This window comes from Streptomyces sp. NPDC050560 (assembly GCF_044457285.1).
Lineage (GTDB): Bacteria > Actinomycetota > Actinomycetes > Streptomycetales > Streptomycetaceae > Streptomyces.
Map to the genome: position 1 here is coordinate 449,463 of NZ_JBITGT010000006.1, position 15,423 is coordinate 464,885.

Below are 15,423 nucleotides of genomic sequence, written 5' to 3' on the forward strand. Positions count from 1 at the left end.
GGCGGCCGGGCGCGGCGTCAGGTCCACGGGAGCGCGGCCCGCGTCCGCCAGTAGTCGGCCGCGGGCTCCGCGAGGCCGTCGAGCGACGTGGGGTCCCAACTCAGTTCGGTTGCCCGGAGGTTGGCGGTGAGCTGGCCGGTGGTTACGGCTCCGGAGAGCACCACGTCCGTCCAGGGCCTGTGCAGCCAGGCGGCGATGGCGAGCGCGTCGGGCGCCGCGCCCTGCTCCTCGGCGGCGCGGCGCAGTGGTTGCGGCGCGTGCGCACCGGCGAGCCGCCCGTTCGCCATGGCCTCCTTGACGATGACGGCGAGCCCCGCGTCGTGCGCCTCGGCGAGCGCGGGCGCCACGGAGGGTTCCAGCAGGTTGCAGGTGGCCTGGACGGAGCCGAACAGCGGTGCGCCGTCCACCTCGATCTCCATCGCCGCCCGTACGGTCTCGGCCTGCCGGGGCCCGCTGGTGGAGAACCCCACCGTCACACCGTCGGCGCGGAGTCGGCCGAGGAGGGCGTGGAGTTCCGGGTCGGTGAGCGCGGGGCTCTCCAGGGTGAGCGAGTGGATCTGATACGACGTCAGGTGGCCGTCGAGCAGCGCCCTGGTCTTCGCCAACTGGCGGGTGTAGGTGGCGGCGTGGTGGTCCTTGACCTCGTTGACGTCGGCGCCGACCCGCCAGTCGGCGGTGTAGGTGTAGCCCCACTTGCTGCCGACCACGACGTCCTCGGCGCGGCCCGGGTTCCGCTCCAGCCAGCCGGCGAGGAACTCCTCGGCGCGGCCGTAGGAGCGTGCGGCGTCGAAGTACCGCACCCCCTGCTCGTACGCGGCGTCGAGCAGCCGGTGCGCGCGCTCGCGCATCACGTCGACGGGGCGCTCGTCCGGCAGGTCCTCGGCGCGGCCGAGGTTGATGTAGCCGGGCCTGCCGACGGCGGCGAGCCCGAGTCCCACACCGGCCGCGGGCCCGCGTTCCCTGAGGCGGCTGAGGATCGGGGTGGTTTCGGGCACGCTGCGCTCCCAGGGTCGGCTCCGCGTGGCCCCGCCCGGTCGGCGGGGCCCCTCACATCTTCGCGGCCCCGGGCGGCTCAGCGGTTCTCCGCCACCACCTGGACCGTCATCGAGCCGAGGCCGCCGATGCTGGTCACCAGCTCGTCGCCGGGGCGGATGGGGCCGACGCCGGGGGGCGCCCCGGTGAAGATCACATCGCCCGGGTTGAGCGTCATCATCCGCGAGGCGTAGGAGACGATCTCCGGTACCGAGGTGATCAGGGTGGCGGTGCTGACGTGCTGCCGGACCTCGCCGTTGCAGGTCAGCAGGATGTCGAGGGCGCCGGGATCGCCCACCTCGTCGGCGGTGGTGAGCCAGGGGCCGAGCGGGCTGAAGGTGTCGTAGCTCTTGCGCCGTGAACGGTCGGCGGCGCTGCGCACGGTGATGTCGAGGCCGATGGTGTAGCCGAGTATGTGGTCGGGCGCGGCCTCGACGGGGATGTCCTTGCCGCCCGTGCCGACCACGACGACCAGCTCGGACTCGTGGTGGACCTCCTCGCCCGCGTCGAGCACGGCACGCGGCAGCACGATGGGGTCGGCGGGTCCCGAGACGGCCGAGGGCGCCTTCAGGAAGACGTCGAAGTCCATCATCCACGCCTCGACGCGCCCGAGGGTACGCCGCTGTACCTCGTGCATCTCGTCGACGTGGGCACGGTAGTTGCTGGCCGAGGCGATGATCTTGCTGGGGCCGAGCACCGGGGCGCCGAGCCGCACGGACCCGAGCGGGACACCGGTGCCCTCGCGTGCCGCCTTCGCCAACTCGGGCGCCACACCGGCGAAGTCCCGGCACAACGCCCGCCACCACCCGCCGACCAGCGGATCGGACTCATGCGGCCAGGGCAGCACGTCGGTGACGTCGACGAGGGTGAGGGCCGAGGGGTCGCCTGGCTCGGTTGCGGCGTCGGTCCCGGTGCGGGCGGCGGGTCCGGTGACGACGCCGAGCCTGTTGTCGTCGAAGAGGGCGAGTCTCATGCGCGGGTTCCTTCCGGTGGCCGGGTGGCCGGTTGGCCGGGTGGTGCGGCGGCGGGAGCGGGGACGGATACGCGTACGGATACGGGTGCGCGGCGGGGACGATCCCGCGAGACCCGGAGGGCCCGGCGCGCCCCACGCACCCCTGCCTTACGCCACCGACACAAAGGAAAATCTTACATAGTCGTATTCACGACGCCAGTAATTCTTCATTGCGGAATAAACGCGGGCGACTGGGGTGCGGGCTGTCGAGCTGTGAGCTGCGGGCGGCGGCTTCCGGGCGCCCGCGCCGCCGCCGCTGCCGCACCACACGCACCTCGCGGCGGCGGCGTCATGACGGAGACTCCGCGGCCCCGCACATCTCGGCGGCCACCGCCAAGTCCCACGAGATGGGCCTGATGACGCCCGGCGGGTGACCGCGGCGAAGCCCGCAGGGTCACTGTCAGGGCTTGGGGGCGCTGTCAGGACTTGAGGTAGCGCAGGATCGCGAGGATGCGCCTGCTGTGTCCCGTGGTGCGGGGCAGGTCGAGCTTGTCGAAGACCGAGCCGAGGTTCTTCTCGACGGCGCTGAGGGAGATATGCAGCTTCGCGGCGATGGCGGCGTTGGTGGCGCCCTCGGCGAGCGCGCTGAGCACGGACAGCTCGCGGGGGGTGAGGCGGGTGAGGGGGTCGGTGTGGGTGGTGCGGCTGACGAGCTGGCGCACCACCTCGGGGTCGATGGCGGCGCCGCCCGCGTGGACGCGTTCGAGCGCGTCAAGGAACTCCTCGACCTGGGCGACCCGGTCCTTGAGGAGGTATCCGACACCCTCGGCGCCCGCCGCGATGAGCCGGGCCGCGTAGGTGCGCTCCACGTACTGGGAGAGCACGAGCACCCCCACGGCGGGCGTGCGTTCGCGGATGGCGAGGGCGGCCCGCAGCCCCTCGTCGGTGTGGCCCGGCGGCATACGGACGTCCACGACGACGACGTCCGGCGGCTCGGCGGCGACGGCCGCGAGCAGGCTGTCCGCGTCGCCGACGGCGGCCAGCACCTCGTGGCCCTCCTCGGCGAGCAGCCGGGCCAGGCCCTCGCGCAGCAGGGTCGAGTCCTCGGCGAGCGTCACACGCACGGCAGCTCCGCTGTGATGATGGTCGGTCCCCCTGCGGGGCTGTCCACGGTGAGGGTGCCGTCGAGGGCGGCGACACGGCCGCCGAGCCCGGTGAGGCCGCGGCCGCCGGGGTCGGCGCCGCCCTTACCGTCGTCCTCGATGCGTACGGTCAGCCGCCGGTCGCGGTGGGCGAGCCGCAGCCGCACGGTGGTCGCGGCCGCGTGCTTCACGGTGTTGGTGACCGCCTCGGAGACGACGAAGTACGCGGCGGTCTCCACCGCTTCGGGCAGCGGGCCGGGCACCTCGTAGGAGAGGTGGACGGGGAGCGCGCAGCGGTCGCAGACGCCGCCCAGTGCCTCGCGAAGACCGAGGTCGTCGAGCGCGCTCGGGTACACCCGCCAGGCGACCTCGCGCAGTTCGCCGAGGACGTCGCCGACCTCGCGGTGGGCCTGTGCGAGCAGGGCGGCGGCACGCTCGGTGTCGTGGCCCCTGCGGGCCCTGGCGATCAGCAGGGCGAGCGCGACCAGGCGCTGCTGGAGGCCGTCGTGGAGGTCGCGTTCGATGCGGCGGCGCTCGGTGTCGACGGCGGTGACCACGGCGGCGCGGCTGGCGGCGAGTTCGCCGATGCGGCGCTGGAGCAGTTCGCGCTCGGACAGGCCGAAGCAGTCGCGGGCGAGGCGGGCGTCGAGCGCGGCGAGCGACCGCAGGCCCTGGACGTCGAGGAAGAGCAGCACCCCGCCGAGCCCCGCCTGGAGCGCCAGGTCCGCCCAGCCGACGTCGCCGCGTGCCACGCCCGCCGCGAGCACCACCGCGAGGACGGCGCCGAACCCGAGCAGCGCCACCACCACGGCCGACACCAGGCCGGTCGCGGTGCGGCGCAGCAGGTAGCCGACGATCTTCTCGTCGGAGGGTGCGCCGGTTGTGGGAAAACGGTCTCCGAAGAAGGCCGACCTGCGCCGCCGCTCCAGGTCCGCGAAACGGCGCGCCCCGGCGGTCAGCGCGGCGAGCGCGCGAGGCCCGGTGCGGTGCCACAGCAGCCCGGGTCCGCAGAGCAGGCCGCCGACGGCCAGCCAGAGCGCGCCGAGGAGCGCCGTGAAGCAGCCCGCCACCAGGCCCGCGGCGCGTTTCGGGGCGCCGGGGGCACGGGGTACGGGGGTGTCGGCGGGCGGGTCCGCACGCGCCGGGGCTTGCGGGGGCACGGTCACCGAGCGTAGCGGGGGCATCCGGGGCGGGCAAGATCGTTCGGGTGGCACGGCGGCGGCCTCACGGGGTCCTGCGGTGCCTGGCCCGCTCGCCCCGCCCGCGCAGCCGCACCGCCAGGTATCCGGCCAGCAGGCACGCCACGGCGGCCACGACCACCTTGGAGGCCAGCCCCACCCAGGTCTCGACGAGCTGCCAGCGGTCCCCGAGGGCGTAGCCGACGAGGACGAGGACCGCGTTCCACACGAGGCTGCCGAGCGTGGTCAGCGTCGCGAAGAGGAGCAGCGGCATCCGCTCCACGCCCGCCGGAACCGAGATCAAACTCCGGAACACCGGGACCATCCGGCCGAGCAGCACCGCCTTGGTGCCGTGCCGCGCGAACCAGAGTTCGGTGCGGTCCAGGTCGGACGGCTTCACCAGCGGCAGCGCCGCCCACAGCCGCCGCACCCGCTCCCGGCCGAACAGCGCCCCGGCCGCGTACAGCACAAGGGCCCCGGCGAGCGAACCGAGCGTGGTCCACAGCAGCGCGGACCCGAGCCCGATCCGCCCCTGCCCCGCCGCGAACCCGGTGAGCGGCAGGATCAGCTCGCTCGGCAGCGGTGGGAAAAGGTTTTCCAGGGCGATGGCGAGCCCGGCTCCCGGCCCGCCGAGGGTGGCGACCAGGTCGGCGGCCCAGCCGGCGATGCCGTCGGCGGGCGGCCCGGATGCGGCGAGTGGCAGCAGGTGCACGGGGTCCCCCGGTGCGCTCGGTCGGGGCGTGCTGCCCCGGTGCGCTCCTCACCGTAGAAAGCGGAGGGCCGCCCCCGGTATGTGGAACAGCGCCCGTTCCGCGACGGCTTTCCCCCTGTGGGAATACGGTTTCCCACAGGGCACACCCGGCCCGCCCGCGCTCCCGGCCCTGTGGAAGAACGCTCTCCCACAGCGATACGGGGCGCTAGGCGCCCGTGCGGAGGCCGTGGGGCGTGCGTACCGCCCCCTGGAAACCACCACCCCACCAGCACGCTGCACCCGCGCCCCGTGCGCACCGGACCCACCCCGGCACGGCACGGCACGGCCCCGGGCCCGCACTCCGCGGCGCCCCGAGGCCGCCCGCTCCGGCTCCGCCCGGCGTCACACGTCGCGGGCCCCGGTGAGTTTCAGGCTCAGCTCCCACAGGGCGCGCCGGGCAGCGGGGTCGTATGCCTGGCTGTCGGCGCGGGCCTCGTCGGTCCTGTCGTAGTAGCGGCCCGTGACGCCCGCGAGTTCGGGGGCGAGGACGAGGCGGCGGACCGCGTTGACGCCGGTCTCCAGGGTGTCGATGCTGCTGGCGACCTCGCTCAGCACGATCTTGGTGGGCATGAAGGTGGCGGGGTGCAGGCTGTTGACGGTGACCTGGTCGGCGGGCAGCCGTCCGGCGAGTTCGAAGCCGGTGCTGATCTGGGCGAGCTTGCTCTGCCAGTAGGCGCGGGCGCCGTCGTAGCCGCGTTCGAGCTGGACGTCGTCGAAGTCCACCGCGCGCTGTCCCGCGGAGGCGACGTGGACGATCCTGGCGGGGGCCGACTGCCGCAGCAGTGGCAGCAGTTCGAGGGTGAGCAGGAATCCGGCGAGGTGGTTGACGGCGAACCGGAGTTCGTGGCCGTCCGCGCTCACCCGCCGTTCACGGCCGTCGGGTTCGCCCGCGCCGATGCCCGCGTTGTTGACCAGGACGTCGAGCCGGTCGGTGGTGTCGCGGACCTCGGCCGCCAGCCGCCGTACCTGGTCGAGTTCGGCGAAGTCGGCGAGCACGGTGCGCGGGCGCGGGGCGCCGCCCGCCGCGATGGCGTCGGCGGTGGCGTCGAGCCTGGCGCGGTCGCGGCCGTGCAGGATCAGGTCGGCGCCGTCGGCGGCGAGGCTCTGCGCCAGGCCGCGGCCGAGGCCGTCCGTGGCGCCGGTGATGAGTGTGGTCATGTGGGGTCCTCCGCGGTGGCTTCGGTGGGGTGCGTGGGGTGTGCGGTGGTGGCCGGGGCGCCGGGCGGGGGCGGCGGGGCCCCGGTGAGCGTCACCACGAGATCGTCCACGAGGGCGGCGTCCAGGGGGCGGTGGGTGGCCAGAAGCCGGTACCACAATGTCCCGAACACGATGTCCTGGACCAGTTCGGGCGTGGGGGTGCCCGGCAGGTCGCCGCGCTCACGGGCACGGTCGAGCACCGCGCACAGCGCCGCCCGCCTGCGGCTCAGGAAGTCGCCGCGGAAGATCTCCCCGAACTCCGCGTCGATCTGCGCCTCCGCCATGAGCGCGCGCAGGATGGCGGCCAGGTCGGCCCGGCCGCCGAGCCGGAAGGTGTCGCCGAGGAACGCCCGCAGATCGGCCTCGTAGTCGCCGTGGTCACTGTGGTCGATGACCATCTCGGCCTTCACGGCGAGCGCTTCGCGCAGGACGTGCGCCTTGGAGGGCCACCAGCGGTAGATGGTCTGTTTGCCGACACCGGCGCGCCGTGCGATGCCCTCGATGGTCAGCGCCCCGTAACCAGCCTCCGCCATCAGCTCGAACGCGGCGCGCAGGACGGCGCCCCGGCTCTCCTCACTGCGCTTGCGGCCGCGGGCGGCGGGGGTGGGTTGCTTGTCCATGGTCATGAGGCTAGCTTATTTCGAGACGGCGCGGTTCGAAATGGCGCGGGTCAGGAGTATGCCCGCCATCGGTGTGCCCGCAGTCCACCGGACACACAGCTCTCGCCCCGCACACGTCACCCCCCCACACACACGGCACTCCGTCCCACCCAAGGGAGACCCATGTCCCAGCGCACGGCACTCATTGTCGGCGGCACCTCCGGAATCGGCCTGGCCACGGCACGCCTGCTGGCGGACCGCGGGGCCGCGGTGCACGTCGTCGGCCGCACCGGTCGGCGGATATCCGAACTGGCCTACACCGACTCGACCTCGGCCTTGACGGGCCATCAGGCGGACGCCCGGGACCCGGACGCCATCGGGGCGGTGCTCGCCGCCATCGGCACGGTCGACTGGCTCGTCCTCTCCGCGAGCGGCAACAAGGGAGTCGGACCGCTGAAGGACCTCGACCCGGCGGTGCTTCGGGCCGCCTTCGACGAGAAGTTCTGGCCGCATCTGACCACCCTGCGCGCCGCACTGCCCCATCTGGCGCCGGACGGTTCCATCACCCTCGTCAGCGCGGTGACCGCGCGGACGGGCATGCCCGGCACCTCGGGTGTGGCCGCGGTGAACGGCGCGGTGGAGGCCCTGGTGAAACCGCTCGCCGCGGAACTCGCCCCGGTCCGGGTGAACGCAGTCTCCCCGGGGGTCGTGGACACACCGTGGTGGAACGCCATGCCCGCACCCGCACGCGCGGAGTACTTCGCGGCCGCCGCCGCGGCACTGCCCGTACGGCATGTCGCCTCCCCGGAGGAGGTGGCGGAGCTGGTGGCCGTGGCCGCCACCAACGCCAACCTGACCGGCACGGTCCTGGAGTCGGACGGCGGCGCAAGGCTGGTGTCGCTGGGGTGAGGCTGCCGGGGGGGAGAGCGCTCTTCGGGGGGCGGCCGGTAGCTGACCCGCCACGGGCCGGAGCCGGAACGCGCATGGCCGCCGCCGGGAGAGCGCTCTTCACCCACCAGGGGGTGCGGCCGGGGCCTCCGGGGGCCGCCAGCCGTGCGTGAGGATGTCGAAGACCGCGTCGACCGCCGCGCGGTGGTCGACGCGGCCTCGGGCGAGGGTCGGGACCTCCAGTACGAAACGGGCGAGAGCCGCGCACGCGACGTCGTCGCGGTCGACACCCAGGTCGTCGGCGATGGCCGCGCCCAGGGCCTCGGCGTGCCGGGTCCACATGCGTTCTGCGTAGGCGCGCAACGCCGGTGTGGACTCCACCAGGTTGACGAAGTCGGCGCGCTGAGGATGCGTCGCGATCGGCAGCCAGGTGTCGAGGACATGCTGACGGAGGGCGTCCAGGAGGCCCTGCCCGGCGGCGCGCTCACGCACCGCGGCGATCAGTCCCGCCTCACGGTCGGCCGACTGGTCGAAGACCAGGGCCTCCTTGCCGGTGAAGTGCTTGAACACGGTGGTGGTCGACACATCGGCCGCGTCGGCGATGTCACGGATGCTGACCTGGTCGTATCCACGCTCCAGGAAGAGCCGCAGGGCGGCGTCCGCGATGGACTGACGGGTGGCCGCCTTCTTGCGCTCACGGCGGCCGACGGGGGTTGCGGTCATGGGTTGAGCGTATGCGACAGTTGCCTCATTCGCAAAGTTGACTCGTTGCACTTTTTAAACGAGTGTGCTCTTCTGGGTTCCGTGAGCACCGGGTGTGAGCGCCGAGGCGGCGCCGAGACCCCGTGAGTCCCCACCGCCCCGCGACGGGCGACGGACACGCGCGGCCTCTTCGGCCTCGTGCGTGCGTCGCGTCCCGTGGGCCCCGCTCGACGGTGGCTCCGCGGCTCGTACATAACGCGGGGCCGCCCGGGCACCCCGGCTCTGGCCACCCGGGACCACCGCACGGCTTCCGCGTCCCGGACCACCCACGGGACCGCACACCCCGGGACCCGCCACCAAGACCCCCCACCACGCCCCAGCCCCTCCCCCGTAGCGAAAGGACCCCCAACCATGAACTCTCCACGTCCCGTTGACGCGAGGATCAGTGTCATCGGCGCCGGCCCCGGTGGGCTGACCTGCGCCCGCATCCTGCAACGGCACGGCCTCAAGGTCACCGTCCACGACCGGGACCCGGGCCCCCACGCCCGCAACCAGGGCGGCACGCTCGACCTCCACGCCGACAACGGCCAACTCGCCCTGCGTGAGGCGGGCCTGCTCGACGAGTTCTTCAGCCTCGCCCGCCCCGAGGGGCAGGAGATGCGCTGGATGGACCCGACCGGCAGGATCGCGCTCCACGAGGTTCCGGAGGCCGACGAACTCTTCAAGCCGGAGATCGACCGCGGCCACCTACGCGACCTGCTCCTCGACTCGCTGCTTCCGGACACCGTGCGCTGGGGCCGGGCGCTCGAAGAGGTCGGCGGACCGGCCGACGGGCCGAGGGAGTTGCGCTTCGCCGACGGTACGACCGTCGAGACCGATCTCGTCATCGGCGCCGACGGCGCCTACTCCCGGGTGCGCCCGGCCCTGTCCGCCGCCGTGCCCGAGTACACCGGTGTCAGCTTCCTTGAGGCGTGGTTCTCCGACGTGGAGAACAAGCACCCCGACATCGCCGAACTCGTCGGCGCGGGCAGCGCCGCCGCTGCCGACGGCGACCGCGGGCTGTTCGCGCAGCGCAACAGCGGCGACCACATCCGCGTCTACCTCATCAGGCGGGTCCCGGCCGACTGGATCACCGGCAGCGGTCTGACCATCGCCGACACCGACGGCATCCGCGCCGTGTTGCGCCACGAGTACGCCAACTGGTCGCCCCGGCTGCGACAGTTGCTCACCGACAACGACGGCCCCTACGTCGACCGCCCCCTCTTCGCGCTCCCCGTCCCGCACACCTGGGAACAGAACCCGACGGTGACCCTGCTCGGCGACGCCGCCCACCTGATGCCCCCGCTCGGCGTCGGCGTCAACCTCGCCATGCTCGACGCCGCCGAACTCGCCCTCGCCCTCGCGAACGCCGCCACCGTCGCCGACGCCGTCCGCGCCTACGAGAAGACCATGCTCCCCCGCTCCGTCGAAACCGCCCGGGCTCTCCAGGGCGGCGCCGAACACCTGCTCTCCGCCGACCTCCCCGATCCCGCCCACACCGGCGACAACCAGCGCTGACGACCAGCACCGACGACCAGCACCGACAGAAGGACAGACACGGAACACACGGCAGCGCGAGGCGCGACACCGGCGAATGGCGCGTCGATCACGATGCCCCGTGACATCGCCTTCCCGCCCAATGGCCTCCGGGACCGGGCAACTTCCCTATGGCGGTGGGCAGATCAGAAAGAGTGCCTGCGGTCGGGAAGCGGGCCTGGGAGTACGCGACTTGACCCGAGCCCACCGTGCGGCGACGCTCCGAAACTGCCCAGCCGACCCGCCCCGTTACCCGCTTCTGTTGCCCGCCGCTCCCGTTCCCCGCTCTCGGCCCCGACTCCGGGCCCCTGCAAGGGCATTTGGCCAGGGAAAGTCGTGTCCGCTGACCCGCTGCGTGGCAGTGTCGGCCTCCGGCACACGGAGCCGGAGCGCCCCTCGCCTGGCGAAGCCGTGGCTTCCCCTCTCTTGACACGTTCTCGCCATAAACGGAAGACTCCACAGGGGTTGGGAGAGCGCTCTCCCACAGTGTTCAAGCCCCGCGAGCGCGGAACTGTCCGCGGTCCTGAGGTGTCGTACGCCGCGGTCGGAGGTGGTGCGGTCCGGTCGCCGCAGTGGTGCCGGTGCCCCGCAGGGGGCGAGCGCGCGTGCCCGACCTCGCGCGTCCGGCGGTGCTCCGGCGGCCGGGCTCCTCACCGCCCGGCCGCACCACCCCCCATTCCACGGAGCGACAGGAGGTCTCCATGCCACGGAGATCGAAGCTCGTCCCAGGTCTTCTGATAGCGGCCGCACTGGTGATGACCTCGGCCGGGGTCGGCGCGACGGCGCTCGCCGCGAGCGCCACGGACAGCGCGGGCGCCGCGCGGACGAGCGCGGCGGCCCCCGCACACGCCGGGCACGCAGCACACGGCGGGCACGCCGCCGACATGGCGGGCGACGCCACCGGGGCGGGGCAGGCGATGGGAGCCATGCCGCCGTCCACGAAGTCGTCGGCGGAGGACCCCGACGGCGACGGCTACATCCCGGCGAACCCGCCGGTGACCGGCGTTGAGCCGTCCGCCGCGGAGCCCCCGCACCGCTACTTCCACGAGTTCCAGGCCAACTGCTCCTACACCCACGCCGCCCCCGACGACCCCATCGTCTTCCCCGGCCAGCCGGGCAAGTCCCATGATCACACCTTCATGGGCAACACCACGACGAACGCCGCCAGCACCACGGCGTCCCTGGACGCGGGCGGCACCACCTGCAAGGCTCCCGGCGACAAGTCGGGCTACTGGGTGCCGACGCTGCTCAGGGGCGACACTCCGCAGCCCCCTGTCGGCCCGCAGACCATCTACTACAAGGCCGGCGTCACCGACTACACGAGCGTGCGCCCCTTCCCCAAGGGCCTGCGGTTCGTGGTGGCCAACCCGATGCAGACGGCGCAGCAGTTCCGCGACAACCCCGGCTTCGTCGAGGGCTGGGAGTGCGGCGACAGCTACTTCAACGTGGACTTCCCCACCGACTGCCCGGACAGCCAGGATGTCCAGCTCAACATCCGTTTCCAGGCTCCGAGTTGCTGGGACGGCGTGAATCTGGACACCCCGGACCACGTCAGCCACATGGCGTACCCGGTGGTGCGCGAGGGCACCAACGACAACGTCTGCCCCGCCGACCACCCGGTGGCGCTGCCGATGATCGAGTTCAAGATGGCGTTCCCGGTCAACGGCGACCTCTCCGACGTCCGGCTCTCCAGCGGCGCCAGCTACTCCTTCCACTACGACTTCTTCAACGCGTGGGACGACGCCACCCTCGCCGCCCTGGTCGACCACTGCATCGTCGGCGGCCTCCAGTGCGATGCGCGCGGCTACGACGAGACCCACCCGGAGGCCGGAGCGGCCCTCGACGACAACTACGAACTGCCCTGACCCGCACCGCCCGGGCCGCTCCCCCGCACACGGCGGACGGCCCGGGCCCACAGCACGCCCGGAATGCGCTCTCCCCCACCCGGCGCTCTCCCACACCCGGCGCACCCCCGCACCGCACGCCCCCCATCTCCACAGCCCACCCAGTACGCGCTCTCCCCCACCCACCCGGCACGTGCGCCCGTAGCTCCCCTGCCGCACTCGCCTCTGTCCACAGACCCCCGGGGAAGCGCTCTCCCACACCCCACCAAGCCGCACCACACCAAGCCGCACCACACCACGCCGCACAACATCACCCCACCCCACACAACACCCCCGCGCCCCAGGCGCGCCCATCCCCCGCGGCCCCCGGCACCGCACCGCCCGCACTCAGGAGGAACCCCCATGCACTCACCCACCCCGCCTTCCCGATCCGGCGGTGCGGTCCGCCGGGTCGCGGCGCCCGTCACCGCGGGCCTGCTCGCGCTCGGCGCCCTCGCGCTGCCCGCCCAGAGCGCGGGGGCCGCGGGAGACGTCGTGAAGGTCACCGGCTCCCAGGGGAACTGGCAGCTCACGGTGAACGGCTCCCCGTACCAGGTCAAGGGTCTGACCTGGGGCCCCGCCGTGGGGGATGCCGAGAAGTACATGCCGGACCTGCAATCGATGGGCGTGAACACGGTGCGCACCTGGGGCACCGACGCCACCAGCAAGCCGCTGTTCGACTCGGCGGCGGCGCACGGCATCAAGGTGATCGCGGGCTTCTGGCTCCAGCCGGGCGGCGGTCCCGGCAGCGGTGGCTGCGTGGACTACGTCAACGACGCCGCGTACAAGAACGAGATGCTGGAGGAGTTTCCGAAGTGGGTCGACACCTACAAGGACAATCCCGGTGTGCTCATGTGGAACGTGGGCAACGAGTCCGTGCTGGGGCTCCAGAACTGCTACAGCGGTGACCAGTTGGAGCAGGAGCGGGACGCGTACACCACCTTCGTGAACGACGTCGCGAAGAAGATCCACTCCGTCGACCCCAACCACCCGGTGACCTCCACCGACGCCTGGACCGGCGCCTGGCCGTACTTCAAGAAGAACGCCCCCGACCTCGACCTGTACGCCGTCAACGCCTACAACGCGGTGTGCGGCATCAGGGCGGACTGGGAGGCGGGCGGCTACACCAAGCCGTACATCGTGACCGAGACGGGCCCCGCGGGCGAGTGGGAGGTCGAGAACGACGCCAACGGCGTGCCCGACGAGCCCTCCGACACCGCGAAGGCCGACGGCTACACGAAGGCGTGGGACTGCATCACGGGCCACCAGGGCGTGGCGCTCGGCGCGACGATGTTCCACTACGGCATCGAGGACGACTTCGGCGGCATCTGGTTCAACCTGCTGCCCGGCGGGCAGAAGCGGCTCTCGTACTACGCCGTGAAGAAGGCGTACGGCGGCGACTCGTCGGGCGACAACACTCCCCCGGTGATCTCCGGTCTGACGCTGGACGGCGACGCGTCCGCGGTCCCCGCGGGCGGCGACCTGACGCTGAACGCCCCCGCCACCGACCCTGACGGCGACGCGATCACCTACGAGGCGTTCGCGAGCAGCAACTACATCGACCAGGACAAGGCCCTGCACCCCCTGACCACCACCGACCTCGGCGGCGGCAGGCTGCGCGTCACGGCGCCCGACAAGCCCGGCGTCTGGAAGCTCTACGTCAAGGCGACCGACGGGCATGGCAACGTGGGCGTGGAGACCAGGTCCGCGCGGGTCGTGCCGCCGCCCGTGGACGGGACGAACGTGGCGCTCGGCAGGGCCGCCACCGCGTCGTCGGAGCAGCCGACGGGCCAGGAGTGCCCCTGCACCGCAGGCAACGCCGTGGACGGCAAGGCGGACACCCGCTGGGCGAGCGACTGGAGCGACCCGCAGTGGCTCCAGGTCGACCTGGGTTCCAGCACGTCGTTCCGGCATGTGCAGCTCGTCTGGGAGACCTCGTACGCGAAGGCGTACACCATCCAGACCTCGGAGGACGGGCAGAGCTGGACCACCGTGAAGGAGGTCACCGACGGCAACGGCGGGGTCGACGACTTCGACGTGTCGGGCAAGGGCCGCTACGTCCGTATGAACGGCACGGGGCGCGGAACGGCCTGGGGGTACTCGCTGTTCGAGTTCGGGATCTACTCGTGAGGACGGACTCGTAGGGAGCTGCTCGTGGGCAAGCGGTACGCGCGCGTGGGGCACGGTTCGCCGGCCCGCGCGCGTGCCGCCGACCCCGCTTCCGCGCGCGCGTGTACGGCCGTCCGGCCCGCACGCGCGCGTGGTCGCGTTTTCCCGGCACGCGCGCGTACCGCCCGGCCACCCGCACGCGCGTACGCGCGTGCGCGCCAGCCTCGGCCCACCCGCCATCCGCCCCAAACCAACCGCCCGAACCCCAACCGCCCGAACCCCAACCGCCGTTCAGGCGGACTCCCGTACCACCAGCTCCGGTTCGAAGATGACCGACCTGACCTCGGGCTCCTGGGTCTCTATGCGGACGTGCAGCAGGCGGGCCATCTCGGCGGCCATGTCCTCGACCGGCTGGCGCACCGTCGTGAGGGCGGGCTCCGCGGACTGTGCAGCGGGGCTGTCGTCGAAGCCGACGACCGCGACCTCGTCGGGGATGTCGATGCCGCGCTCGCGCAGCACCCGGCAGACGCCGCGGGCCATCAGGTCGTTGGCGGCGAAGACGCCGTCCACGTCGGGCTCCTCCGCGAGCAGCCTGAGGGCGGCCTCCTCGCCGCTCTCCAGGGTGAAGCCGCCCTCGACCACCGGCACGTACGGGTGGCCGCGGCGGGCCATGGCGTCGCGGAAGCCGGCGAGCCTGTCCTGTCCCGCCGGTATGTCGAGCGGGCCCGAGACGGTGGCGACCCGGCGGCAGCCGCGCGCGAGCAGGTGCTCGGCGGCGAGCCTGGCGCCGTCCTGGTGCGCCAGGTCCACGTAGCTGATCGGCACCGGCTGCGCGGGCCGCGCGAACAGCACCGCGGGCAGCCCCTCATCCGCCAGCATCCCGGGCAGCGGGTCGCGGGCGTGGGTGGACACCACGAGCGCGCCGTCCGCGCTGCCCTGGCGCAGATAGTCGACGACCTGGTCGCGGGCGTCCGGGGTCTCGGCGAACATCAGCACCGGGTGCATGGAGCGCGGCCTCAGATAGCCGATGACGCCGCTGGTGACGCGGCCGAAGAAGGGGTCGGCGAACACCCGGGAGGCGAACGCGGCCTGCTCGGCGGGCGAGTCGTCGCCGGCGCCGGACACCACGAGCGCCAGGGTCTCGGCGCGGCGGGTGACAAGGGTGCGCGCGGCGCGGTTGGGGCTGTAGCCGGTCTCGGCCACGGCCTGTCTGACCGCTTCCTGGATGGCGGGGTCGACGTTGCGGATGCCGTTGACGACCCGGGAGACCGTGGCCCGTGAGACCCCGGCCACCCGTGCCACGTCCTCCAGTGTGGGCGCACCGCCCCCCGTCATCCGTGGCTCTCTCGTCATGGCTGAACTCTAACCGATCGGAGAGCGCTCTCCGACCCCCGCGCCCCACGTCCCGGAGCATC

At 72.9% G+C, this 15,423-nt stretch carries 13 protein-coding genes; 4 read left to right on the forward strand and 9 right to left on the reverse strand.

Annotated elements, in window-relative coordinates:
* Positions 1-17: 17 nt before the first annotated feature.
* The 7 genes from ACIBIW_RS16695 to ACIBIW_RS16725 form a co-directional block, all read right to left on the reverse strand.
* Complete coding sequence (locus ACIBIW_RS16695) at positions 18-995, reverse strand: aldo/keto reductase (RefSeq protein WP_399336603.1); 978 nt, start codon at positions 993-995, stop codon at positions 18-20.
* A gap of 77 nt (positions 996-1,072) precedes the next feature.
* Positions 1,073-2,005 carry a fumarylacetoacetate hydrolase family protein gene (locus tag ACIBIW_RS16700; protein ID WP_399336605.1) on the reverse strand — a complete coding sequence of 311 codons (933 nt, stop codon included), beginning with the start codon at positions 2,003-2,005 and terminating at the stop codon, positions 1,073-1,075.
* Positions 2,006-2,463: 458 nt separating this feature from the next.
* Complete coding sequence (locus ACIBIW_RS16705) at positions 2,464-3,108, reverse strand: response regulator (protein ID WP_399336607.1); 645 nt, start codon at positions 3,106-3,108, stop codon at positions 2,464-2,466.
* Positions 3,099-4,286: a sensor histidine kinase gene (locus tag ACIBIW_RS16710; protein WP_399336609.1), complete on the reverse strand. Its 1,188-nt coding sequence runs from the start codon at positions 4,284-4,286 to the stop codon at positions 3,099-3,101. Before ACIBIW_RS16710 ends, ACIBIW_RS16705 begins: the two co-directional genes overlap by 10 nt.
* Positions 4,287-4,350: 64 nt before the next feature.
* Positions 4,351-5,016, reverse strand: a complete 666-nt coding sequence (locus ACIBIW_RS16715; RefSeq protein WP_399336611.1) for a DedA family protein — start codon at positions 5,014-5,016, stop codon at positions 4,351-4,353.
* A 381-nt stretch (positions 5,017-5,397) separates the two neighbouring features.
* Positions 5,398-6,213 carry an SDR family NAD(P)-dependent oxidoreductase gene (locus ACIBIW_RS16720; RefSeq protein ID WP_399336613.1) on the reverse strand — a complete coding sequence of 272 codons (816 nt, stop codon included), beginning with the start codon at positions 6,211-6,213 and terminating at the stop codon, positions 5,398-5,400.
* Entirely contained in the window at positions 6,210-6,872 is a 663-nt protein-coding gene (locus ACIBIW_RS16725) for a TetR/AcrR family transcriptional regulator (protein WP_399336615.1), read from the reverse strand. The genes ACIBIW_RS16720 and ACIBIW_RS16725 overlap by 4 nt, the downstream gene beginning before the upstream one ends.
* Before the next feature lie 162 nt (positions 6,873-7,034).
* Between ACIBIW_RS16725 and ACIBIW_RS16730 the strand changes: the two genes are divergently transcribed.
* Positions 7,035-7,760, forward strand: a complete 726-nt coding sequence (locus ACIBIW_RS16730) for an SDR family oxidoreductase (RefSeq protein WP_399336617.1) — start codon at positions 7,035-7,037, stop codon at positions 7,758-7,760.
* Between the two features lie 99 nt (positions 7,761-7,859).
* Here the strand turns inward: ACIBIW_RS16730 and ACIBIW_RS16735 are convergent, their stop codons facing one another.
* Positions 7,860-8,462, reverse strand: coding sequence for a TetR/AcrR family transcriptional regulator (locus tag ACIBIW_RS16735; RefSeq protein WP_399336619.1), 603 nt, complete (start codon positions 8,460-8,462; stop codon positions 7,860-7,862).
* Positions 8,463-8,852: 390 nt separating this feature from the next.
* On the opposite strand from ACIBIW_RS16735, the gene ACIBIW_RS16740 reads away from it, so the two are divergent.
* The 3 genes from ACIBIW_RS16740 (at position 8,853) to ACIBIW_RS16750 (ending at position 14,029) form a co-directional block, all read left to right on the forward strand.
* A complete protein-coding gene (locus tag ACIBIW_RS16740; protein ID WP_399336621.1) occupies positions 8,853-9,998 on the forward strand; it encodes an FAD-dependent oxidoreductase in 1,146 nt (381 codons plus the stop codon).
* 719 nt (positions 9,999-10,717) lie between these two features.
* Positions 10,718-11,881, forward strand: coding sequence for a DUF1996 domain-containing protein (locus ACIBIW_RS16745; RefSeq protein ID WP_399336623.1), 1,164 nt, complete (start codon positions 10,718-10,720; stop codon positions 11,879-11,881).
* Positions 11,882-12,262: 381 nt separating this feature from the next.
* Complete coding sequence (locus ACIBIW_RS16750; RefSeq protein WP_399336625.1) at positions 12,263-14,029, forward strand: discoidin domain-containing protein; 1,767 nt, start codon at positions 12,263-12,265, stop codon at positions 14,027-14,029.
* Positions 14,030-14,299: 270 nt separating this feature from the next.
* Here ACIBIW_RS16750 and ACIBIW_RS16755 read toward each other — a convergent pair whose 3' ends face one another.
* The gene (locus ACIBIW_RS16755) at positions 14,300-15,361 is read right to left on the reverse strand and encodes a LacI family DNA-binding transcriptional regulator (RefSeq protein ID WP_399336627.1); all 1,062 of its coding nucleotides are present in this window, start codon (positions 15,359-15,361) and stop codon (positions 14,300-14,302) included.
* Positions 15,362-15,423: the final 62 nt, after the last annotated feature.

Bases quoted from the DNA above. Each gene is read 5' to 3' on its own strand.
- ACIBIW_RS16745 (WP_399336623.1), top strand. From the start codon at position 10,718: ATGCCACGGAGATCGAAGCTCGTCCCAGGTCTTCTGATAGCGGCCGCA.
- ACIBIW_RS16720 (WP_399336613.1), bottom strand. From the start codon at position 6,213: ATGACCACACTCATCACCGGCGCCACGGACGGCCTCGGCCGCGGCCTG.
- ACIBIW_RS16735 (WP_399336619.1), bottom strand. From the start codon at position 8,462: ATGACCGCAACCCCCGTCGGCCGCCGTGAGCGCAAGAAGGCGGCCACC.
- ACIBIW_RS16730 (WP_399336617.1), top strand. From the start codon at position 7,035: ATGTCCCAGCGCACGGCACTCATTGTCGGCGGCACCTCCGGAATCGGC.
- ACIBIW_RS16700 (WP_399336605.1), bottom strand. From the start codon at position 2,005: ATGAGACTCGCCCTCTTCGACGACAACAGGCTCGGCGTCGTCACCGGA.
- ACIBIW_RS16755 (WP_399336627.1), bottom strand. From the start codon at position 15,361: ATGACGAGAGAGCCACGGATGACGGGGGGCGGTGCGCCCACACTGGAG.
- ACIBIW_RS16740 (WP_399336621.1), top strand. From the start codon at position 8,853: ATGAACTCTCCACGTCCCGTTGACGCGAGGATCAGTGTCATCGGCGCC.
- ACIBIW_RS16725 (WP_399336615.1), bottom strand. From the start codon at position 6,872: ATGGACAAGCAACCCACCCCCGCCGCCCGCGGCCGCAAGCGCAGTGAG.
- ACIBIW_RS16750 (WP_399336625.1), top strand. From the start codon at position 12,263: ATGCACTCACCCACCCCGCCTTCCCGATCCGGCGGTGCGGTCCGCCGG.